This window comes from Oscillibacter sp. PC13 (assembly GCF_900115635.1).
In the GTDB taxonomy this organism is placed as follows: Bacteria; Bacillota; Clostridia; order Oscillospirales; family Oscillospiraceae; genus Oscillibacter.
This window is the reverse complement of sequence record NZ_FOXE01000019.1, coordinates 48874-71433: the sequence shown is the minus strand read 5'-3', so window position 1 is coordinate 71433 and position 22560 is coordinate 48874. Positions and strand designations below refer to the sequence as shown.

Sequence of the window (22560 nt, the reverse complement as noted above, 5' to 3'; positions counted from 1 at the left end):
CGGGCACAGACCAGCATGAGGGCGGAGTTACCGTCTGGGAAGGTACCCACCACACGGGTCCGGCGGCGGATCTCCCGGTTGAGCCGCTCGATGACATTGTTGGTCCGGATGCGGGTCCAATGCTCGAAAGGGAACTCGCAGTAGGTCAGCGTCGCCTCAACGCCGTCTTCCACCTTCTTGGCGGCCTCCTTCAGTTTCATTGCCCGCAGTTCTTCCACGACGGCTCTGGCCTTCTCACGGGCCGCTTTCTTGCTCTCCTGAGCATGGATGGCCTTGAGCATTTTGGCTACCATTTTCACTTTGGAGCGTGGGGTAACGGAGAATACGTTGCGGTAAAAGTGAACGGTGCAGCGCTGATATTTGGCCTCGGGAAACACTTCTCCTACCGCCTCCAACATGCCCAAACACTTGTCACCAACGATGAGTTTTACGCCGTTCAGACCGCGGCCACGGAGCCACTGGAAGAAGCTGACCCAGCTGGCCTTGTCCTCTTTCATGCCCTCGACAGCACCCAGAACCTCACGGTATCCATCCTCATTGACAGCAATTGCAACCAAAATGGCCACATTTTCATACTCTCCGCCCCAGTTGCGGCGCAGATAAATACCATCCACATAGACGTACGGATAGCGGCCGCCTTGTAAATGGCGATTTCGCCAATCCTCAATGCGGACATATGCTTTCTTGTTCAGCTCGCTGATGGTAGAGGAGGATACCTTGCTGCCCCACAGGGCCTCGGTGATGTCCTCCACCCGGTGCACAGAAACGCCGGCCAGGTACATCTCAATGAGGGATTCCTGGACACTGCTCTCACGACGGCGGTACCGCTCAATGATGGCTGTCTCAAACGAGATCCCCTTGAGGCGCGGCGCCTTGAGCGTGACATCCCCTGAAGTGGTGGTGAGGTTCCGGCTGTAGTGGCCGCTGCGGTAGCCCTGACGTTCCTCGCTGGTCGCCTGGGTCAGTTTCTCCGCCTCGGCCTCCAGCAGCTCATTTAGGGTTTCTTCCACGCTGCCGCGGACCAATTCCTTGATCTGCCCCTTGATTACTTCCTCGTTCAGCTGTACAATCTTCTCAGGCATGGTTTGCTTTCTCCTTTCAGAATGGTGTCTCGCAACTTCATTCTAACAGAGATCTACAAACCATGTCTCTCTTTTTACCTCTTTTTCAATTTGCGCAACTTATCTTACCTTATCTTTAAAAAAGGACGCCGGCTTGAATCCGGCGTCCTTTTTTCAGATACTTGGGCCAATCCTCAATTCTTTTTTAAAAATGCCGTGCAGCGTCAACGGTTTTGGCTCATCTTAGTCCGCTGCGAAAAACGTCTCATTATTTATCAGGTTTTTGTCAGCATAATGTCGAGGACGATATTGTCCATGGTGGACGATCCGTCGTTGCCCAGACGGACAAAATTCTTTACCGTCTTATCGGGAGAATCATCCACAATTCCTTCATTGGGCTGAACACTGATATCATCAATTGCCATAGATGCACTTAAAAACGCCGTGTTGACACAGGTGGCAACTTTCATAGCGCAGTCAGCCTTAGCCCCGTCACATAACATCCCCGTTACGGTACCCATCATATTATTGATTGCATAGCCAATTTGCTCCAATGTACCGCCCATTAAGTACACGAGACCGCACGCAGCTCCTGCTCCTGCTACGGTCGCACCGCACAAAGCAGAGAGCAGCCCAAAGTGGCAGTGAATATAGATAGCAACCAAATGGGAAAGTGTTACAGCACGAAAAGTCTTATCTTTATCTGCGCCTAAGAACTCAGCAGCCGTCACCACAGGGATTGTTGCCGTAATCCCCTGGTTTCCAGAGCCTGAGTTGGTCACAACAGGGACATTTGCTCCGCCCATGCGCGCATCAATTCCGCACGCGGTACGTTCCATAGCAGCAGAAACCATATCATTGCTTAAATAGCCATTTTTCTTCATAGCGCCGATATTCTGCCCCACGTGAAGGTTAAACCGCTTTTCTGCCCCTTCCTGCGCAATGCGTTGATTGACCTGGATGGCCAGTTCAATCATATGCAGATCGTCTATCTCCCGATCCAATGTGTTGGCAAATTCATAAATTGACGCAAGCGACAATGTTTTGTCAATGATATCTGTGGATATACCACTGATGCGGGTTCCCATCGGATAGTCAATTACGGCTTTCCCATCCTCCTCTGCATAAATCAAGTTTGTATGTGCCGAAGCAATGATTGCCTTCGCCTGATGGCCGTCCGCGCTGTTTACTTCAACCTCCACATACAGTTTCTCGGTCGTCTCTTTTTTCCCCATCTTTACATGGCCGCTCTGTACGAGTTCCACCGCCTTTTTGCGCTCTTCATCAGAGGCCTGGTCAATCACCTGGAGTTGCCGCTCCGTCCTTCCGCCAACGGCTCCCAGGGCAGCAGCGTAGTCAATGCCCGTGTGAGACGTTCCAGGGATTCCCGCCGCCATTGCATTTTTAATGATGTTGACACTGGCCAGAACCTGCAGATCTGCCACCTGCCCCTTTAGATGCTCCCTGGCATAGGCCGCGCAGAGTGCAATTGCTGCAGGTTCCGTACATCCCGTTGCCAGCGTCATCTCGCTGTTGAGAATATCACAAAATAATTTTCGTTCCATTGAATGCTCCTCTTATTCCATCCAGAGTAGGACACCGGCAGTCCCAGTCAACCGCCATATCATGTAAAACACCACCAGCGGCCCGCTCCGCAAAATCACCGCAGTGGGTGATCATAAAAAATCCAATTAAATCATACCCGAAAGCAATCAAAGATCTTCCGGGTATGATTTATGCAAGTTTCTTCTCCAACGCCACGAGAATTCAGGTTTCATAGACGGTCTGCCCTCATGCTGTTTTCTCGCCTTGGCGCCGATTATAGAAAAACGACCATGCACCGCCAGCAGTAATCAGCAATGCCCCAATCACGGTTGGCATCGTCAAAGTTTCATGCAGCGCTATATATCCCCATATTGCTGAAAAGATAATCCCGGCGTAATCGTAGATGCTGACTTCCGAGGCCGGTGCCCACTGCATTGCATATGTAAGCCCAAGCTGACCGCCTGCTCCAAAAAGTCCAATGAAAAACAGTATCAGCAAGTCTCTTGCCGTTGGAACAACAAAGTCAGGGATCATTAATATGCCCGCCGCGATTGTGCTGAAAATACAAAATTGAAAAATTACCGTCAGCGGGTTCACCCGCCCCTTGCAATAGGCAATCATCGTATATGCAACGCCACTGCAGACGGAGGTTAAAAGGGCAAACACCAGAGGCTTTATATCCGAGTCAAATGACGGCTGAATCGCTGCAAATGCCCCCAGCATACACAGGGCAATCACAGGAACCTGAATTTTTGAAATCTTTTCTTTTAACAGCAGCCATGCAAAAATACTGACCCAAATGGGGGTTGTGCGGCTCAGCAACGCAACGTCCGCCTGCCTGGCGCCTGCCGTCGCAATGAATAGAAAGCACATGCCGCAAAAGCCAAAAAAGGATCTGGCAAATAACGGCAGCTGGTACTTTCTCTCTCCAAATAACGGCAGGTGCTTCTTTTTCAGCAGCACAAAGGATATCACGAGCCCAATCAGGTTTCGGAAAAACACCTGCTGCATGGTTTCAACTGTCATGGCCGAAAGCTTAACGGCCAGTTGCATAAGGGAAAACGACAGCGCCGACAGCAGCATCAGCAAAACTGCCTTACTTCTATCTTTCATACTATAAACCGCTGCTTCAGGACGCAGCCATACTCCTCAGTACTTGTTATAACTTACGGTCTCTTCCAGCGGCTTTCGCGGTTTCCGTTCCTGTGTGCCGTCATGATAGCCAATGGGAATCATCGTCACGACCTTGACTTCTTCGGGAAGGTTCAAAACCTCTTTAACTGCTTCCGGATCAAAAACACCCAGCCAGCATGCACCAAGGCCCTGATCATATGCCTCCAGCATCATATAGCCGCCGCAGATTCCCGCATCAATTGGATACGTTTTCTCCCCATTCGGCATAGTAAAATCAATGTCTTCCGTCGCACAATACACAATCAGCACCGGCGCCTGTTCGACCATTGGCTGCGTACCCGCCTTTTCACGAATCTCTTTTTTCAAGGCATGGTCCGTCACAACGATAAACCGGCGGTATTGATGATTATAGGCAGAAGGTGCCAGCCGTCCCGCTTCCAAAATTCTGTTGAGCTTTTCTGTTTCAACGGGCGTCGACAAATAGTTTTTTACACTCTGCCGCCCTTTTAGTGCGTCCATAACTTCCATAGTTGTTCTCCTTAATCAACGCCAACTATGGCAATGCCCTCAGTTGGCGTTTTCATGTGCAATTTCCGTAATGCCATGAATACGGATGTCCATATGCCTGACCATTAGTTCCCGCGCCAGGTTTCCATCGTGATTCCGGAATGCCTCAATGATTTTCCGGTCCTCCTCGATATATTCCTGGTACACTTCGTGAATGCCGCGTCTTTTTAAATACCACAGTCTGTCGTGATCCAGTTCTGACTTCAAAGACTTGTAAATTGTAATTAAAACCTGATTTCCCGTGATTTCAGCGATTATCTCATGAAATCGACTGCCCCAAAAGATTACACTGTCCAGGTTTTCCTCTTTTGCCGCGTCTGAAAGGTGATCAATACAGTCCTGCAGCGCCTTTACGTCTTTCTCCGCACACTTCAATGCAGACTGATAGGCGATTTCCTTGTCCAGAATGCTTCGAACTTCCACAATCTCTTTCGCATAGGTGGTGTCCTGCATCATACTCACAAGACGCCTGCTTCTGATTTCCCTCAAGGCGTTCTCGGTCACAAAAGTTCCAACACCAGGTTTGCAAGTAAGTATATTATTTGAATCCAGCACCTTGATTGCAGTCCGCAGAGAATTTCTGCTCACCTGGAAATCTTTTGCGAGTTTAATTTCACCGGGAATTCGCTCGCCGACCTTCCATGTTCCATCTTCAATCAGATCCACCATGGAATCATATACCGCCTCGTAAACCTGTGTCTTGCTAACCGGTGTTACCATAACTTATATCCCCCTATATAATTGCATGAGCTTTGTAATATTGTATAAATTCTAGACTAAGAGAAGGAGAAAATCAAGTTATAGCATTTATGAAAGTGATTACTCCTACATAAATCGTGCTTCAATAGGTTGTCCGTGAGAAAAATACTTGAAAACCATGTCACTGGACCATCTCAAAAATTTCCTCTTTTGATTTTCCGGCAAGGCCAAGTTTTTCAACTGTCCGCCCCTCTTTTGCAAAATCCTTTCCCAGAAGAAGGCTTTCCAGGGCAATTATCATATCAATTGTCGGTGTGGCAACCCCAAGCATTTTACCGATGGAAGCCGTCGGCACCAAGTCGCAAAGGGTATCCTCCTGCATGAATCTATGGTTTGTATTCATCGGAGACTTGATTCCCTTATAAGGCACGCAGCTCTGTATGGCGTCGTAAAGGTTGTCCGGTTCCAGCCCATAAACACTCTTCAGATGGGGGAGCAGCGGCTCAACCGTCACACCCAGTGCCGTGCAGACCGCAATGCGCTCTTTGTCAGCAGCTTCAATCACTTTGCAAACGCCCGGCGTAAGGCCTTCAATATAGTAGTCAAACGGCTGCTGAAGTTCGATTTTGTTGATGTTCATCACGCACGGAATTGAATGCAGCATGCCGCTGCCGCCGGAAAGTCCTGTTTCCAGCACATTGCTGGCAGGAACATAGCAAGGAAACACATCCTTCAGCAGATCGGCAACTTTCTTTGCGTTTTCTGCGGGGATAGAGGCTAATTTAATCTTTGCCTTGACACCGGAGTGGAACGTATGGCCGATCTCCATCGTACGGCAGGCAAACATCATGTCCGAGGCCTCGCAGATCAAAGGATTCACTTTGCAGTTTGCTTCCATCAATGCATTCCGGAAATTCAAAACGCCGCCAAGATGGCCTGGATTCAAAATAATAATCTGGTCCTCCTGCACGGTATCAGCAATTGCGTGCGCAACATCACCATGGGCATCGGTGGTTGTGCAAACCATGATAATATTTGCTCCGTTAATACACGCAGCAGTATCTGCCGTGATCAGATCCGGCTTTGCCTGTGCCTCTGTTTTGCCAGTGGCCTTCAGCACCTCAAGTTTTTTCAGCGTTTCGACCTTGGCAGTGTCCTTGTCCATCAGGTTGACAGAATAGCCCTTTGTTTTCAGGATGATTGACATCAGTGTTCCGCTTGCGCCAGCGCCGATTACTGCAAACTTAAATTTCTCCATAATAAGTTCCTCCTTCATAAGTGGTCATTCATTACAGGCAGGGAAAGCTCCCTATTTATTTTATCCTCAATCTCCCTTGCGAGCTTTGCCTCCACAGTGCACCCCAGGCCGCCGTAGCCGCCCCGGAGCGCCGCCGGAAGCAGCTTCTGCGTGTTGCACAGGGCCGTAATCACCTCGTCCGGGCTCACATAGCTGTCGATACCCGCCAGAGCCATGTCGCAGCCTGCAAACGCATTTGCAACGCCTACGCAGTTCCGCCGGATACAGGGTATCTCCGAGGAGCCGCCAATGCGGTCGCAGATTAGGCCCAGCAGGTTCTTCATGGAAAGCGCCATGGCGTGGCAGATCGTCTTCGTATCCCCGCCTCCAAGGTACGCAAGCGCCGCGGCTGCAATTGCCGAGGACACTCCGATCTCACCCTGGCAGCCGCCCCGCATACCGGAGAAGTTTGCGTTGTGATAATACATGCACACGCCTGCCGCCGCTGCCACAAAGAGGGAATTCACCAACTCCTCGTCGGAGCACCCCTTATCCTCCTGGATCGTCAGAATGCAGCCCGGAACAATGCCTGCGGAGCCGCCCGTCGGAGCCGCCACAATCCGGTTCATGGAGCAGTCCATCTCCATGGTCGCAAGTGCCTTTGCAAACGCTCTGGACATGGTGGAGCCGCTGAGTGTCCGCCCCTCCGCCAGTGCCTTCATCATCTTTTTCCCGTCCTGGCCCGTGCCAAACCCGAAGAGCGTATGAAGCTCCTGGGTCAATCCGGTGTTGACGGATTCCCGCATGTATTCCAGAGATCGCTTCATCTCTTCCCAGATCTCCTGACGGGAACGCCCCGATCTCGCCATCTCATATTCGATTGCCAGCTCAGGGACTGTTTTTCCCGTTTCCTCTGACAGCCGCATCAAATCCTCAAAGGTCCTGAAAAGGGGCTGATAGGGCTGATAGCCGAAGCCAAGGAACGGCTCGGTGAAAAGGACCTTTGTGACACCCGGCAGGTTTTTGATTGTCTCTCCCACCGCCTCGTCCATTTTCATCGGCACGCCCATGTAGAAGAGGTATTTGCCGTTTTTACAATCCTTTCTGACGGTTGTTCCCTCCGGCATCATCTTGGGAAGTTCTTCCGAAATATCCGAATCCGACCACACAAAGAGATACCGCTCCGTGCTGATCAGATCCACTTCAAAATCGTCAATCCCTGTGATGGAGATGCTGCCGCCCCCCACCGAAATGCCAGATACTCTCCGAACCACGCCTGTCTCCTGCTCCATTGAAATGGTGACAACCAGTGCGTCCGGCAGAGGTGGCTTCAGTTTACTGGCCGTAAGACGAATGCCCCGTGCCTTTGCAATTTCCAGTGCGTTTTTCAGTTCCGGGTCATATTCCCGAATACCCAGCACGCCGCCGATCAGGGCAATATGGCTCCGCAGGCCCGCATAGTCCTGGATTCGCGGGTGGAAACTCAAATTGATGGCCTTTACCGGCCCGTCCAAAAACCTGCCGGCGGCCCAGCCCAGTCTCGCCATACCGGCTGTTCCCGAGCTGGACGGACCCACCATCACAGGGCCGATCACTTCAAATACGCTGATGTCCATGATTTCTGTCTCCTCTATCCCTCATTGCATCTGTTCAAAAATGCTTTCTAAATAAGAATTTACACAATTCCATATCTGTCTGCCGCATGCCTTCCCGCGCAAAGCTTCCCATAAATTCCACACTGTTGTCCGCCGAGTCGCCACAGACGCCTTCGTTCGTCCGGATCTCCACATGATCCAACGCCAGAAATGCTCCCTCCATGCCGCATTCCGCCGCATTTGAAAGCTTAAGCGCGCAGGCCTCCCTTGCGCCGTCGCATAAAATTCCAAAAACAGCGACGATTGTATTATTGACGGCCATTTCCATCTGTGCGGAACTGCCGCCAAACAGTACCGCCGTTCCTGCGGCAACTCCCAGCGAGGCGCCGACAGAACAGGCGCACATGGCGGAGTGGCGTCCAATTCTGTTTTTGCAGCTGATGGTAACCAAATAGCCGCAAGCCAGCGCCCGCAATAGTGTCTCCTCACGGATCTGGTAGTCTTCAGCCAAACTGGCAAGGGGCAAAGAGACGGCAATTCCCGCATTTCCACTGGTTGCGCAGCTCATGGCTGCCATCGGACATCCCTCCATACGGGCCTCCGCCGCCGCGCATGCCATCGCCTTTGCTTTTTTGATAGGAACCCCACCGCTTCTTTTTAAAATGCTTCGGCCAAATCCGGAACTTTTTGACTGCGCAGACAGTCCGTGCGTGCACAATTGCGTGTTCAAGCGAATTGCATCCTTTAAAAACGCCAAGTCTTCCAGGGAAGCTTCCTGAGAAAATTCGAAAAAATCCTTCATTGAAAAGCCGTGGATTGCATCCTTGGACTCATCAAGCGCCTCTTCCCGTGATAAATCCCGATTGACCAAAACCCTGCCCGACGCCTCTTTGTAAACCAGGTTACTGTGGCTCTTTGCAACAATGGCTCGTCCTTCGCCAAACTCTGTTATAACCCGCACATCGGCATAAACGCCGATGGTCTCCGTTCCCCAGTCCGGGGTGACCTCAATTGCCCCACTGTCGGCAAACGCCACGGCCTGTGCAGTCTCTTCTCCGGTAACACCATCCAGCACCGCAAGACCCGTGCCGGCTTTTCCAAAAAGCGCTCCCATTGCCAGAGCTGCACGAATTCCCTTCACCCCGGAAGGCGGAATTCCCACGTCGCTGTTTTTTGCACACATGTCCTTATCAATCAGCGCTTGGATTTTTTGGACCTTACCTCCCACTGCATCCGCGGCCTCGCAAGCTGCAATCGCAACACCGATCGGGCCGGAGCAGCCAAAGGACGGTTTTATTTCATCATGCAGAATGCGCAGCAGTAAATGTTTTTGCTCCAAGGAGCATCTCCACCTTTCCGTTACTCACATAGGTCAGGATGCAAAATTCTCCTGTAATCGCGCGTTTTTAAATTTTCTTCCTCTAAAGTGAAATACGCTTCCCCGTATCGATAGAGCGGCCCGCGGAATTCATCTGCCTGCAGAAACTCCTGTTGAATTTCACCGGTCAGAATCTTGCGGGCAAGCGTCACCTGATCAAGGAACAATTCCATTGGGGCTGGACAAAGGTGCCCTGCATAGATAACACTGTAATATGGCCGCAGCGCAAGAATCTTCTCCGCGCCGGTAAGCCACATCTGAACGCGCTCCTTATGCGGCAAGTCCATCGGCAAAATCAGAATTTTAGAAACATTGTCTCCGGCAAAGAGGATTTGGTTGGCTTTATCCAGCAGGCAGATACAACCCATGCTGTGGCCCGGCATCTCATATACGGTGAGCGACCGGTTCCCCAGGTCAAAGGTATCTCCCTCCCGGACACCGACAAACTCAATGGTACTGGTGTCAATTTCCTGAAAAGACTCCAAGGTAAAGGGCAGGCTTCCCTCCGGATTTACCGCAAACCCCCGGGCGCTGTACCGGCGGCGATTTGCAACGGAGATCGTTCCCGCACGGCCATTTCCAGCGACAACCGGAGCGATGTCATTCGGATGAATATAAATTTTGCGAAACTGGCCAATGCCGCCGCAGTGATCCACATGGCAGTGGGTACATACAACGTCATACGGCTTATCTCCCGCAATTCTGTCCACAATGCTTTTGTAATCCCCAGTGCCCGTACCGGTATCAATCGCAAGACATTTTTCTGTGCCGATGACAATATACATATAATTCATGGCATATTCATCGATCACATAGACGCCTTTGTCCAGCTTTTTGACAGAATAGCTCTTCTTCTCCATGCGAGCCCCCATCAGATCAGGAGAGAGGGCAGCCACTCACTGAAAAACGGCACATAAGTGACCAAGAGCATAATGGGAATGGCGCCGAAGAAAAAGGAGGGAAGCAGCGCTTTGCAGGTTTTGATTAAATCTGCATCGCAGATTCTGACGGCAATGTACAGCGGAGTTGCCATGGGCGGCGTCATACCGCCGATGCCGATTGCCACGAACACCATTGTCGCCAAATGGATCTGAGAAAGGCCGATTGCCGTTGCCGTGGGCAGCAGCAGCGGGGTCAGAACCAGCAGCAGCACATTGCAGTCCAGGAAGAAACCCGCTACTACCAGGAGAATGTCCAGAAGCAGCATGATCACGTACCGGTTGTCACTGATTCCCATCATAAAGTTCGTGACCATCTCAGGCACGCCATTTATGACCAGCAGTCTGGAGAAAATCAGGGTCATCGGGAAGATCATGAGGATTGTGCCGATGCTGTAACCAGTCTCATAGAACACATTGAATACCTGTTTTCTGGTCCTGATGCCCTTATAGACAAACACACCCACCAGCAACGCATAAATGCAGGCAATTCCGCCGGCCTCTGTCGCCGTAAAGACACCCCCATAAATACCGCCCAGAATAATAACCGGCATCAAAAATGCAGGGATTGCAGCACGAATGACGTGCCACTTATACATCCAGGTATCCTTCACATCCTCAGCAACCGCTTCGCCTTCTTTGACAACGGCCTTGGAGGGATCATAATATTTCCTGTATACCACGCGGTTGATGATGACATACAGAATTGTCCAGAGGATACCAGGAAGCAATGTTGCAAGAAACAGCGCGCCCACAGAGGCGTCCGAAACCTTTGTAAACACAATTGCATTCATGTTGGGGGGGATCATATAGCCTAGGGGGGACGCCGCACAGGCCAGCGCCGCAAGGTAGTTCCGGTCCCATCCCTTCTCCTCCAGACGGGGCCCCAGCATATTGGAAACGGCAGTCACACAAGCCAGGCCGGAGCCGCTGAGTGCACCAAAGAACGCCGAGACCACCGGAATCGTTGCACCCATACCGCCTTTGAACTTACGAAGCAGAATCTCCGCCAGATCAACCAGCTGCTTGGCAATGCCGCTGCGCTCCAGCAGGATGCCGGCGGCCATAAACAGAGGCAGTGCCAGAAGGGAGTATGCATCCAGAGAATAATAAGAGGTAGAGACAAAGTTTCCCATACTGGAACCGTCAACCAGCGCCCAGAACACGGATCCCGCCAGGAACGAAAAGGGGATGCCCATGCCAAGAAAGATACAGACGAGAACCAGAATTACAGACAGTGCAATAATCATTTTTTGAGCCCCCCTATGGATTGAATCAGATGAACCGTAAAGTAGACCGCCATAAAGAAGGAACCGATTAAAAGGAAGCTCTGGGGCCACCACATAGGAAACTGAAGTCCGGCAGAAATCTGACCTTTTGCATAACTCTTCAAAACAAACTCATAGGCCAGATAGGTATAGAACCACATCACCACCGCTTCCAAAAGATGCGCGATCAGCTCCATGACTTTTTTTACCGTTTCGCTCTTGATCACAGAGTAGAGCACGGTCACTTTCAGATGTCCTCCATCTCTGGCCGCGGCGCCGGCGGCAATCCACACGCAGATAATCATCAGAAATGTGGGGAGTTCCTCAGCACCGCCCAAATTCATATGTAAAATGTATCGGCAGATAACCATCACAAAGATCATGGCTGTAATGGCAATGGTCAAAAAGGGCAAGATAAAATGCATCGCCCTGTCGTAAAACGAATCAATTTTTTTCAGGAATTTCAAAGCATTCCGCTCCTTCCTCGTGGTTTGGATTAAACTGCATCATCGGCAAAACAGGCCGCCAGGAACTGCCCCAGCGGCCTGTTTTGGGACTACGTATCAAAACTGAATCAGCGGAATTTACTGCCAGTCAATACCAGCCGCCTCCATGATCATGGCAAAGGTATCCTCGCCAAGCTGCTCGGCAATGAACGGATAAGTGCTGCGGGCGTAATCAACCCATTCCTGGCGTTCCTCGTCTGTCAGATGATAAACCTCCATGCCGTTCTCTTCCAGGGTGTCATAGGCCTTGGCCTCATCTTCCATCTCAACCTCATACTCATATGCAAAAGCGTCCCATGCGCACTGCTTGACGATCTCCTGCAGATCCTCCGGCAAAGAGGCCCACACGTCATCGTTGAACATGATGGTGTGTCCAACCCACTGCCAGTGAATATCAGTGACATACTTGCAGACCTCGTAATACTTCTGCTGCACCATAATGGTGTTTGCAAACTCGCCGCCATCGCAGGTCTTGGTCTGGAAAGCAGTGTAGCACTCGCTGTAGGGAAGGACTGTCGCGTTGGAAATACCGGACCAGAATGCATTCACGATGTAGTCTTCGTAAGAGCGGAGTGTCAAATCCTTGCAGTCAGCAGGGACCTTCACCTCATGCTTGTTGTTCATCAGATCACGGAACGTACCCGTTCCAGCGGCGATCATCTCGCATCCCAGCTCTCTGCAGCGGTCTGCCAGCAGTGTAAACAGTGGGGCGTCAGGGCTGGCGTACAGCTCCTTCACCTGGTCATAATCCTTGAACAGATAGGGAATGCTCTTTGCCGTGAAAATAGGATCGATATTGGCGGTAGGAGAACCATAATAGACATCCAGCTCACCGTCGACCAGCTGATTGAAGAGCTCCAGGTCGCCGCCCATCACGCCTGCCCAATAGGGAGTGATCTTAATACGGCCTTCGGATTCCTGTTCCACCAGTTCGATGAACTTCTTGATGCCCCAGCCAAAGCCGTTGAAATCAGGGGTATTGTCGGGGTCACTGTACATACTGGCAAGGCTCAGCTCATATACTTCCTGACCAGCTGCTTCAGAGTCATTACCGTTGCTGGAATCTTCGGAACCACTCTGGGTTCCTCCGCACGCTACGAGGCTCATCACCATCATAGCTGCCAGGGCCAATGCTAAAATCCTTCTTTTCATGACGCCCTCCTAAGGCTAAAAATTTTGAACACTGTCAACTTCATTGTTTAAACATGTTCAATGTATAACCAATTATAACAACATTTTTTTGCTTTTCAAGCTTTTTTGACAAACATTTTTAAAATCGTCGTTTTTCCATATGACAGCCTTGCAATTTCGTCAAATTCACAGTTTGACAACGGTTTTTTCAGCGAAGCGCGCCTGTCCAAACGCGCAAAGACGTATATCCCCAGTCATGTCATCAAGCTCTTCCGTCAAGCTGTCAAAGCAAAAAGTCCCGCAAGCAAACCGCTTGGGGACTGGAGCCATTCTCTCTGGACTTGAACCGGTTTCACTTCTTCACCTTCTGGGCCCAAGTTTTGTAAGTGACTCTTATAAGCAATACATTTCAATATACCCTACCATTAGAAAAAACACTGATAAACTTTCCAAGCGGCAGCATCCCAATCAAAAAGGCCCCAGCGGAAACCAACGCGGCAGCCAGCCTTGCCAGCAACGAACTCTGATTGCGCTTATATCTCTTCTGCTGTCGAATTTCTATAGAGATTCTGACAGATAAATTTTCTGCAATAGGCAAATTTTGTTTGAGTTAAAATACATAAAATGCAGAAAAATTTTGAGACTGGTTATTTCTATTGATTTCATTGAGTTTTTCGATGTTTTTGAAAAATATTTTTGCCTTCGTCATATTGTTGTCGTGATGATATGATTGACATTGGCATGTACCCGGAGGCCAACAGCTTCGTCCTCTCTTTCTCCCCTATGACAAGCAGGAGGACATGGCCGCTTTTCTGGAAAAACGCCAGCCTGACGGATTTCTAAAAGGCTCTCCTCAGCTCTCCCGCAGACAATTCCTCCGCAGGGGAACCCTTTTTTCCGTATGTGTCCGTAAAAAAGCAGGTCCCGCCCGCCGAAGCGGACAGGACCTGCCGGAAGCATACCGGATTCCGTTTTGCGTCGGGATTAGCCCCGGCGCATGATGGCGCCCTCGGCACCGGAGGCTGCGTTGGTACTGTACAGACCCAGCCAGCCCTTGGTATACTTGGGCGTAGGACGCTTCCACGCGGCCAGGCGTCTGTCGATCTCCTCCTGGGGCACGTCCAGCTGCAGGCTCCGTTGATCCACATCGATGGTGATGTGGTCGCCGTCGTGGACGATGGCAATGGGGCCGCCCTCAGCAGCCTCAGGGGAGATATGGCCCACAAAGCAGCCGTTGTTGGTACCGGAGAACCGACCGTCGGTGATCAGTGCGGTGCTGGTGGCCAGACCGCGGCCATAGAGGAACTTCATGGCCTTGTACATCTCCCGCATGCCAGGACCGCCTTTGGGGCCCTCATAGCGGATGACCACCACATGGCCTGCCCGGACCTTGCCGGCCAGAATGGCCTTCTCGGCCTCCTCCTCGGAATCGAAGCAAATGGCCTCCCCCTCAAAGTGGTACAGGCTCTTGTCAAAGGCTCCGGGCTTGGTGATGCCGGTGTTGGGCGCCAAGTTGCCCCGCAGCACAGCCACGCCGCCGGTATAGCCGAAGGGATCGCTGATAGGGTGGATGACATTGTTGGTCAAGGGATAGAGATAGCGATGCTCCGCCAGGGTCTTCTCCAGAGTCTCGCCGCTGACGGTGAGAACGCCGATGTCCAGCCGGTCGCCCAGCTCCTTCATGACCCGCGGCACCGCGCCGTCCCGGTAGAAGTCGATCATGTTGTACTTATGGGAAGATGGAAAAATCTTGGCAATCTGGGGCGTGACACGGGACAGCTCATCAAACTCCTTCACTACGTCGATGCTTAGCTCTGCCTCGTGAGCAATTGCAGTCAGGTGCATGACGGCGTTGGTAGAGCCAGCCATGGCCAGGCAGACCTTGATGGCGTTGCGGATAGACTCATTGGTGATGATCTTCCGGGCGCTGATCCCTTTGCGAACCAGCTCCACAATCTTCGCGCCGGTCTCCTGGCCCAAGGCCATACGGCGGCCGGAGGTGGCGGGGGCAGTGGCACCGGTGGGCAGGGTCATGCCCATGGCCTCAGATAAAGAGCACATAGTGTTGGCAGTACCCAGATACGCACAGGATCCGCATGACGGGCAGGCCGTATCCTCCATGGCAGCGTATTCGTCTTCAGTCATCCGACCGGAGGAGAGCATGCCGTAAGCCTCGGTGATGGAGCTCTGGTCAGCCTGGTGGCCGTCGAACTCACAGCCACCCTCCATGGGGCCGCCAGGCAGCAGGATGCAGGGGATGTCCAAACGGGCGGCAGCCATCAGCATGCCAGGGACGATCTTGTCGCAGGAACCCAGCAGAACCAAGCCGTCAAACAGATTAATCTGGGCCATGGACTCCACGGAACTGGCGATCAGCTCCCGGGAGGGAAGGATGTAGTGCATACCGATCTGGCCCTGGGCAATGCCGTCGCAGCCGCCCATTACGCCGAACTCCACCGGTGTGCCGCCGGCCCGGTAGATGCCGGCCTTAACTTTCTCCGCCACCTGGCGCAGGTTGTAATGACCGGGGACACACTCACTCCAGGCATTGGCGATGCCGATAAGGGGACGGTCCTTCAGATCGTCCGTGGAAAATCCCATGGACTTGAACGTGGCTCTGTAGTACTGGTTTTCGGTACCTTCTAAAATCGTGTTGCTCCGCTTCATGATTCTCTCCTTCGCACATTATAAAATTTGCGTACCGGCCGTCGGCGTTCACGCACGTTTCACATTACCGTGCGGTCCAGCCTGGACCCTGACGCTGCCCTCCGGGTCGGCCTGCCAGGCCAAGAGATCTCGTTAATAACAGTATACCGGAATACCGGGATACCGTGCAAGTGAAGAAATAGACAAACTTTTTCAATTATTTTAGACAATTCATAAAATCTTCCTGATTTTCCGGAAATCCGGCACCCCGTGAAGCGGATTCCGGGGTACCGGCGTCATGAGTCAGGCTGTCGGCATGATAGAGAGCATAATATTCCGTGTGCTCTCCATGTGGCGCACGATAGCCAGATAGGCCTGAATACCCAGCTGGTCCTGCGGATCCCGGATGGCCTCCAGGATCCTGCTGTGCTCCTGATAGGCATTCTCCGGACGGCCTTCCACCCGGAGGGACTCCAGGGCAAAGAAATAGAGCCGATAGTGATAGGTATTGAATAGCTGTTCCAGCTCCGTGTTCCGGACAAAGTCCACCAGCGCCTGGTGGAACTGCAGATCGTGTTCCAGCAGCTCCGTCAGAAAGTCCTTTCTGTGGGACACATCTTCCAAAAAGCGGCCCATGTCGGCCAAGCAGTCCGCCAAAGCCCGGATGGCCGCCTGGCCCTCCTCTTCGTTCCGCCGCTGGGCCAGCTGCATGGCGCAGAAGCCCTCCACGGCGGTGCGGGCCTGATAGGTATGCCAGATGTCCTCCTCAGACATTTTATGCAGGCAAAATCCCTTACTGGGAATGATATCAATAAAGCGGTCCTGGCTCAGACGCACCAGCGCATCCTTCATTGGCGTGCGGGAAATATTGATTTCCGCTGCCATCTTTGTCTCAGAATATAGTATATTTGGCTGTAGCTGTCCTGTCAGAACCTTGTTGCGGACATAGTTATAGGCCGTCTCCTGAATAGACGTATACTTGGGCATGAGCCGTTCCTCCTGTTGCAATCGTTGGCTCAATTATAGCCGAGGAGCAGAGTTCGGTCAACCCGGACTTCCGTTTTTGTGGCGGGCAAGCACAGATCTGCCTTTCCTTTCATAAATTTTCAGCGCCTACTTCTGTCTTTACGCTACCACTTTTGGAAAGCGACTTTTCCCACAAAATATGACCTCTATTTTTGTCGAAACGTCCGATTGACGATTTTCCGGAATACCGGTATTCTGGTAAGTGAAATGAGTTCGCACCGGCACGAACTCCTCACTCAATTATCTGTGGAAAGGAGGTTGTCCCACCAAAAGCTTGGTTTTATCGGTACGGGAACCATGGATAGGCCAGCGGCACTAACCTGGTGAAGATCGGCTATGATGCGATAATCATCAATCTGGATCAGGTTGCCATACAGGAGTTGCGCGTCTTATAGGCAGATTTCGACATCTGCCGGGAACTGGGGGAGACCTGTGAGGCAGATCTTACATTCTATCTACCGTTGTCATTGTCCAGATCGTCCTGTTCGGCCGGAACTGTATTGTCAGTGTCCGTGGACCCGCTCCTATCTCCGCTAAGGTCGGCTTAGATTCCGATATATCTCTGCAAAGTCATCCGGGGAAGCCTCTTGCCGGCAGCGTGGTGTTGAATACCGCGGCCCCCGGACCCTCGCGTTTGAGACGTGAATAAATGTACCGCTCTGTCCCCTGTTGGCGGCATGTTTTCAAAAAAACAAGAAGAGAGAGGAAGTTATCTAATGTTAATGGTCATTTTCCTGCTTGGCATCGCTCTGCTGATGCTGATGATCATCAAGCTCAAGATCAACCCGTTCCTGGCCCTGGTAGGCACTGCCATCCTGATCGGCTTCGGCGCCCAATTGCCTCTGTCCGCAATCGCCTCCGGCATTGCCGCCGGCTTCGGCTCCACCATGACCAGTGTGGGCATCGTCATCGCCTTGGGCATCATCCTGGGCCAGCTTCTGTATGAAACCGGTGGTACCGAGGAGATCGCCAATCTGGCCCTGCGGGTCATCGGTGTCAAGCGCTCTCCCATCGCACTGTGCATTACCGGTGTGATTGTAGCCATCCCCGTGTATTTTGATGCCGCCTTCGTCATCTTAGTATCCATCGCCAAGCAACTGTCTCAGAAGACCGGCATCCCCCTGGCCCGATTTATCACCGCCCTGGGTGTGGGCCTGATCATCGGCCACTGCGTCATCATCCCCACCCCCGGTCCCATGGCCGTGGCCGGCACCTTGGAGGCTCCTCTTGGCGCTTTCGTGGGCTATGCCATCCTGATCTCCGTGATTGCCGCCATGGTGGGCGGCGTGCTCTACTCCAAACTCACCGTGAAGAAGTTCTTCCCCGAGCAGTGTGCCACCCAGTTGACTGAGAATGTCAACTTTGACACCGCCCGCGCCAGTGACCGCTGCCCCGGCGGTCTGGCCATCCTGCTGATTCTGCTGCCCATCCTGATGATCCTGGCTGGCACCATTGCCAGCACCCTGCTGCCCGAGGGTTCTGCCGTCGCCGCTTTCTGCGCCTTCATCGGCGACAAGAACGTGGCCCTGTTTGTGGGTGTCATCGTGGCCATGCTGGCGCTGAAAAAATACTTCAAGCGCTCCATGGAAGACATGATGGCCGAGGCCGGCGCTCAGGCGGGCATGGTCATGCTGATCACCGGCGCTGGCGGCAGCTTCGGCAACATTATCAATGCCACTGGCATCGGTGACTACATCGTGGAAACCATGCAGAACTTCAACGTGCCTCTGATCCTGCTGGCCTTCATCCTCAGCCAGATCCTCCGGGCGGCTCAGGGCTCTGCCACCGTGGCCCTGGTTACCACTTCCGCCATCGTGGCCCCCTCTATCTCCGCTATGGGCGCCTCCCCGGTTCTGGTGGGACTGGCCATCTGCTTCGGCTCTGTGGGCCTGTCCCTGCCCAATGACTCTGGATTCTGGGTTGTGAATCGCTTCTCCGGCTTCTCCTTCTCCCAGACCATGAAGTCCTGGACTCTGGGCGGCTTTGCCGCCGGCCTCACGGGCCTAGTGATCATTCTGATCCTCAGCATGTTCCAGGGCGTGCTCCCGGGTCTGCTGTAAATTCCATCGTCCCGATCTTCGCATGTCTCAGTGGATGCATTGCGCACCGCGCATTTTTGTTAAAATCCGCACATGGTCAGCGTTCCCCGGCTGCATATAGGAAAGGAACCGATTACGAGAAAGTTCTGGATCCACCATACAGGAAACTGAATACCGGCGGAAAGAAGATGCGCAATGTCCAATAGCACAAACGGCGCATATCTGCAGTCCTGCCATTGAGATTTTCTATCAAAGCCGCTAAAGCCTAAAAGCCCCCAAGCAATTTGCTTGGGGGCTGAAACTTTTCTCTCTGGACTTGGACCGTGTTCACTTCTTCACCTTTCGGGCCCAAGATTTGTAAGCGGCTCTTGCAAGCAACGCAACCCAATTTGCCCTGTCATTTGGAAAAACGCTGATGAGCTTTTCAAACGACGGCATCCCAATCAGCGAAGCTCCCGCAGAAATCTCAACGCGGCAGCCAGCCTCGGCGGCAATGAACTCTGATTGCGCTTGTATCCCTTCTTCTGTCGGATTTCTATAGCCAATATCTTTGTCCATCATTGGCCTCTACGTTTCATTTTCTTGCTATCATACTGAGTAGATTGCGATTACGCTATTAATCGTTTGTGATTGTTTTTGGCTGCTTTGCGTGTTGCAGTTGCTTTGAATTTTGATAAACTAGTTTTTTGCTTCGCTCATCAAAAATTCAAAGTTATGTATAAGGCGGTGCGTACTGCCTTTTTGTAAAAAATATGAATATCCATCAAACAATTTATATGCGCAATAACAGAATACCATTCTCAGTCTTTCACAAAGAGTGGCCGCTACTCTCCTTTTGGGGAAAAGCGGCCACCCACTATTGTCTTTTATCGCTTCCGTTCTGCCAACTGATCTGCCATCCGGCAGAGGAATTCCCGCCCTTCCACATTCTCTATGGCAGCCTTGGCCCTTTCCGTACAGTCCAGCACAGCAGCATCACAGCCAGCCAGACCCAAAATATTCACAAATGTAATCTTTCCCTCTTCCGCGTCAGAGCCGATGGGCTTTCCAAAAACCTGCTCGTCGCCCACCACGTCCAGCATGTCATCCCGGATTTGGAACGCCAGGCCAAGCTGCCGTGCATATTCTGCAGCAGCCTGCTGCAGCTCCTCCCCTGTGCCAGCAGCTGCGCATCCCATCCGGCAGGCCGCCGAAATCATCGCGCTGGTTTTCAGTTGATGCACTTGCCGCAGTTCCGGCTCCGTCTTTGGCTCATGAAGCGTATCCAGCACCTGTCCGCCCACCATACCATCTGCCCCGGAGGCCGTCGCCAAAATCAGCGCACAGGCTGCCCGGCGCTCCGCACTCAGATCCGGCGCTGTCAAAATCAGCCGATATGCCTCCGGCTGCAGGGCGTCACCTGCCAGTACCGCCATGGTTTCGCCAAAGACCTTGTGGTTGGTTGGCTTTCCCCGGCGGAGATCATCGTCATCCATGCAGGGCAAATCGTCATGAATCAGGGAATAGGTATGCACCAGTTCCAATGCGCAGGCTACCGGCAGGGCCTTCCGCCAATCCATTCCGCCCAGCCGGGCGAATTCCAATGTCAAAACGGGGCGGATGCGCTTGCCGCCTGCCAGCAGGCTGTACCGCATGGATTCATATAAATCCTTCCATGCGGTCTCTTTGCAAAAAAGGCCATCCAGATAAGCTTCCACCGCCCGGTTGTATGTCTCATACCGGGCATCAAACGCCTGCTTGTCCATGTTCACTCCTCTTTTTCCTCAAAAGGCAGTTCTACCGGCGCGCCATCTGCGCCCTTCATCAGCTTCACTACCTGCTGCTCCGCCTGATCCAGTTCTTTAGAACAGGCGGCAATCAGCTTGGTGCCCTCCTCAAACAGCTTCAGGGACTCCGCCAGTTGGGCGTCTCCCTTTTCCAGTGCGGTCACAATCTCCTCAAGCCGCTGAATCTGCTGCTCAAACGTTGCCTTCTTTGCGCTCATTTCGCATTCTCCTTTGCATAGGGCTTGTCCACCGTGCAATGGAAGCCGCCCTCTCCCAGCGTGACGGACACCCGGTCTCCGGCTGCCACATCCCGATAACTTTTCAAAATACCGCCTGTTTCATTTTGTGCCATGGCATATCCCCGGCCTAGTACCTTCAGCGGACTCATCGCATCCAGGGACGCGGACAGCATGGAGAACTTCTCCCTCTTTCTGGCCACCAATGCGCCGGAGAGATCCCCTACCCGCTGCTGGAGATGCACCAGCTCCATCCGCTTATCCTGCACGTAGGCCAACTGGTTTGTCATGACCCGCTTGCTTGCCAGCAGCTCCAGCCGCTGGCGCAGGGTCTCCAGCCGCGCCGCCTCACTCTGGCTCATCCGTTCTCCCGCTCCCCGGAGCCACCGCAGCAAATCCGCCTGATCCGGCACGGCAATCTCCGCCGCGTTGGAGGGCGTGGAAGCCCGGACATCTGCCACAAAGTCCGAGATGGTCACATCCGGCTCATGGCCGACGGCGGAAATCACCGGAAGCTCGGAGTCATAGATAGCTCTTGCCACCCGCTCATCATTAAACGCCCAGAGATCCTCCATAGATCCGCCGCCCCGGCCGGTGATGATCAAGTCTCCCACTTTCCAGCGGTTGGCATACCGAATGGCGCCGGCAATCTCTGGCGGTGCCTCCGCGCCCTGCACCCGCACGGGCAAAAGAATCACTTTTGCAATGGGGTACCGGCGGCGCAGAATGCGGATCATATCGTGAACCGCCGCCCCGGCCGAGGACGTAACAACGGCAATTCTCTCCGGATATGGCGGCAGTGGTTTTTTGTGGGCCTGGTCAAACAGTCCTTCGGCGTAAAGCTTTGCCTTCAGCTGCTCAAAGGCCACCGCCAAATCCCCCACGCCCTCCGGCGTCAGGGTATTGCAGTAAAGCTGATAGGCGCCGTCCCGGGGGAAAACCGTGATACGCCCCTGGGCAATCACCTTCATGCCGTTCTCGGGCCGGAACCGGAGCTTCATAGCCGCGCCTTTGAACATCACGCACCTCAGTGCGCCCTCGGCGTCCTTTAGAGTGAAGTAATGGTGGCCGGACGGGTACATTTTATAGTTGGACAACTCGCCGCGGACACAGATATTCTGTAGCATCGGTTCGCCGTCCAGTAAAAGCTTTACCAAATTGTTGACCTCGGCCACACCGAAGATATGCTGTTCCATTCCATCCTCCTTCTGTCTCAGCTGTAAAAGCCCGCGTCTGCATGAAAAACAGAGCCGGACAGCGGCGGTCACCCGCCGCGTCCCGCTCTTTTATCTCTTTGTTATTCGGAAATTTCCTGCCGCACAAAGCTGCCCAGAATCCCGTTGATGAATTTCACCGTCTCCGGCGTCTCATACTTCTTGGCAATTTCCACCGCCTCGTTGATGGAGGCGCCGTTGGGGATGTCCGGCATATACAAAATCTCGTACATGGCCACCCGCATGATGGCAGAAGCCACCAGCGGAATCCGGGCGAAGTTCCAGCCCTTGGCATACTTCGCAATATACCCGTCCAATTCCGCGCCATGCTCCGCCACACCCTTGACCAGACGGCGGATATACTCCGCCTGCTTGGCGTTGGGTGCCTCGGCATAGACGGCATCCTCTCCCGCCAGCGTGGCGAAAGTGTCTGCCGTCAGCCGCTCGTCCAGCAGCGTGTCAATCGGCCTGTCGTTAAAGCTCAGTTCGTAGGATAGATGAATTGCAATTTCCCGTGCGGTATTCCGTACCATATCGTTTTACGTCCTTTTTTCTCTCTCGTTCAAACACATCC

General features: G+C 52.8%; 20 protein-coding genes. 1 reads left to right on the top strand and 19 read right to left on the bottom strand.

Translation table 11 applies throughout. The annotated features are described in order from the left end of the window. From BMZ81_RS11580 to BMZ81_RS11510, 14 genes are all read right to left on the bottom strand, one after another. The coding region (locus BMZ81_RS11580; protein WP_091132250.1) for an IS256 family transposase at positions 1 to 1082 on the bottom strand (1082 nt) is incomplete at its 3' end. Between the two features lie 254 nt (positions 1083 to 1336). Continuing rightward, a complete protein-coding gene (locus BMZ81_RS11575) occupies positions 1337 to 2626 on the bottom strand; it encodes an L-cysteine desulfidase family protein (RefSeq protein WP_091132248.1) in 1290 nt (429 codons plus the stop codon). 226 nt (positions 2627 to 2852) lie between these two features. Then, on the bottom strand, positions 2853 to 3719 hold the full coding sequence (locus BMZ81_RS11570) for a DMT family transporter (protein ID WP_091132247.1): 867 nt from the start codon (positions 3717 to 3719) through the stop codon (positions 2853 to 2855). Between the two features lie 36 nt (positions 3720 to 3755). Beyond that, positions 3756 to 4268: a nitroreductase family protein gene (locus BMZ81_RS11565; RefSeq protein WP_091132244.1), complete on the bottom strand. Its 513-nt coding sequence runs from the start codon at positions 4266 to 4268 to the stop codon at positions 3756 to 3758. A gap of 39 nt (positions 4269 to 4307) precedes the next feature. Continuing rightward, on the bottom strand, positions 4308 to 5027 hold the full coding sequence (locus BMZ81_RS11560; protein ID WP_091132241.1) for a FadR/GntR family transcriptional regulator: 720 nt from the start codon (positions 5025 to 5027) through the stop codon (positions 4308 to 4310). 160 nt (positions 5028 to 5187) lie between these two features. Further along, on the bottom strand, positions 5188 to 6264 hold the full coding sequence (locus BMZ81_RS11555) for an NAD/NADP-dependent octopine/nopaline dehydrogenase family protein (RefSeq protein ID WP_177187302.1): 1077 nt from the start codon (positions 6262 to 6264) through the stop codon (positions 5188 to 5190). Positions 6265 to 6278: 14 nt separating this feature from the next. Continuing rightward, positions 6279 to 7859, bottom strand: a complete 1581-nt coding sequence (locus BMZ81_RS11550) for an L-serine ammonia-lyase, iron-sulfur-dependent, subunit alpha (RefSeq protein ID WP_091132237.1) — start codon at positions 7857 to 7859, stop codon at positions 6279 to 6281. A 34-nt stretch (positions 7860 to 7893) separates the two neighbouring features. Continuing rightward, entirely contained in the window at positions 7894 to 9177 is a 1284-nt protein-coding gene (locus BMZ81_RS11545) for an L-serine ammonia-lyase, iron-sulfur-dependent, subunit alpha (protein ID WP_091132234.1), read from the bottom strand. Between the two features lie 20 nt (positions 9178 to 9197). Continuing rightward, the gene (locus tag BMZ81_RS11540) at positions 9198 to 10076 is read right to left on the bottom strand and encodes an MBL fold metallo-hydrolase (RefSeq protein ID WP_177187301.1); all 879 of its coding nucleotides are present in this window, start codon (positions 10074 to 10076) and stop codon (positions 9198 to 9200) included. An 11-nt stretch (positions 10077 to 10087) separates the two neighbouring features. Next, the gene (locus tag BMZ81_RS11535; protein ID WP_091132231.1) at positions 10088 to 11404 is read right to left on the bottom strand and encodes a TRAP transporter large permease; all 1317 of its coding nucleotides are present in this window, start codon (positions 11402 to 11404) and stop codon (positions 10088 to 10090) included. Then, positions 11401 to 11889, bottom strand: coding sequence for a TRAP transporter small permease (locus BMZ81_RS11530; RefSeq protein WP_091132228.1), 489 nt, complete (start codon positions 11887 to 11889; stop codon positions 11401 to 11403). Before BMZ81_RS11530 ends, BMZ81_RS11535 begins: the two co-directional genes overlap by 4 nt. Before the next feature lie 117 nt (positions 11890 to 12006). Next, positions 12007 to 13080, bottom strand: a complete 1074-nt coding sequence (dctP, locus tag BMZ81_RS11525; protein ID WP_091132225.1) for a TRAP transporter substrate-binding protein — start codon at positions 13078 to 13080, stop codon at positions 12007 to 12009. Positions 13081 to 14043: 963 nt separating this feature from the next. Then, positions 14044 to 15726, bottom strand: coding sequence for a dihydroxy-acid dehydratase (gene ilvD / locus BMZ81_RS11515; RefSeq protein ID WP_091132221.1), 1683 nt, complete (start codon positions 15724 to 15726; stop codon positions 14044 to 14046). A gap of 282 nt (positions 15727 to 16008) precedes the next feature. Beyond that, positions 16009 to 16692, bottom strand: a complete 684-nt coding sequence (locus BMZ81_RS11510) for a GntR family transcriptional regulator (RefSeq protein ID WP_091132218.1) — start codon at positions 16690 to 16692, stop codon at positions 16009 to 16011. 755 nt (positions 16693 to 17447) lie between these two features. Here BMZ81_RS11510 and BMZ81_RS11505 point away from each other — a divergent pair. Beyond that, the gene (locus BMZ81_RS11505; protein ID WP_091132216.1) at positions 17448 to 18791 is read left to right on the top strand and encodes a GntP family permease; all 1344 of its coding nucleotides are present in this window, start codon (positions 17448 to 17450) and stop codon (positions 18789 to 18791) included. Positions 18792 to 19097: 306 nt separating this feature from the next. Here the strand turns inward: BMZ81_RS11505 and BMZ81_RS11500 are convergent, their stop codons facing one another. The 5 genes from BMZ81_RS11500 to nusB all read right to left on the bottom strand — a co-directional run bounded on the left by BMZ81_RS11500 (position 19098) and on the right by nusB (position 22519). Next, positions 19098 to 19328: a hypothetical protein gene (locus tag BMZ81_RS11500; protein ID WP_091132214.1), complete on the bottom strand. Its 231-nt coding sequence runs from the start codon at positions 19326 to 19328 to the stop codon at positions 19098 to 19100. 308 nt (positions 19329 to 19636) lie between these two features. Continuing rightward, positions 19637 to 20515 carry a polyprenyl synthetase family protein gene (locus BMZ81_RS11495; RefSeq protein WP_091132211.1) on the bottom strand — a complete coding sequence of 293 codons (879 nt, stop codon included), beginning with the start codon at positions 20513 to 20515 and terminating at the stop codon, positions 19637 to 19639. A 2-nt stretch (positions 20516 to 20517) separates the two neighbouring features. After that, a complete protein-coding gene (gene xseB, locus BMZ81_RS11490) occupies positions 20518 to 20754 on the bottom strand; it encodes an exodeoxyribonuclease VII small subunit (protein ID WP_091132209.1) in 237 nt (78 codons plus the stop codon). Further along, positions 20751 to 21968, bottom strand: coding sequence for an exodeoxyribonuclease VII large subunit (xseA, locus tag BMZ81_RS11485; RefSeq protein ID WP_091132207.1), 1218 nt, complete (start codon positions 21966 to 21968; stop codon positions 20751 to 20753). The genes xseB and xseA overlap by 4 nt, the downstream gene beginning before the upstream one ends. A 101-nt stretch (positions 21969 to 22069) precedes the next feature. Next, positions 22070 to 22519 (bottom strand): transcription antitermination factor NusB, encoded by a 450-nt coding sequence (gene nusB, locus BMZ81_RS11480; protein ID WP_091132204.1) that lies wholly within the window; start codon positions 22517 to 22519, stop codon positions 22070 to 22072. Positions 22520 to 22560: the final 41 nt, after the last annotated feature.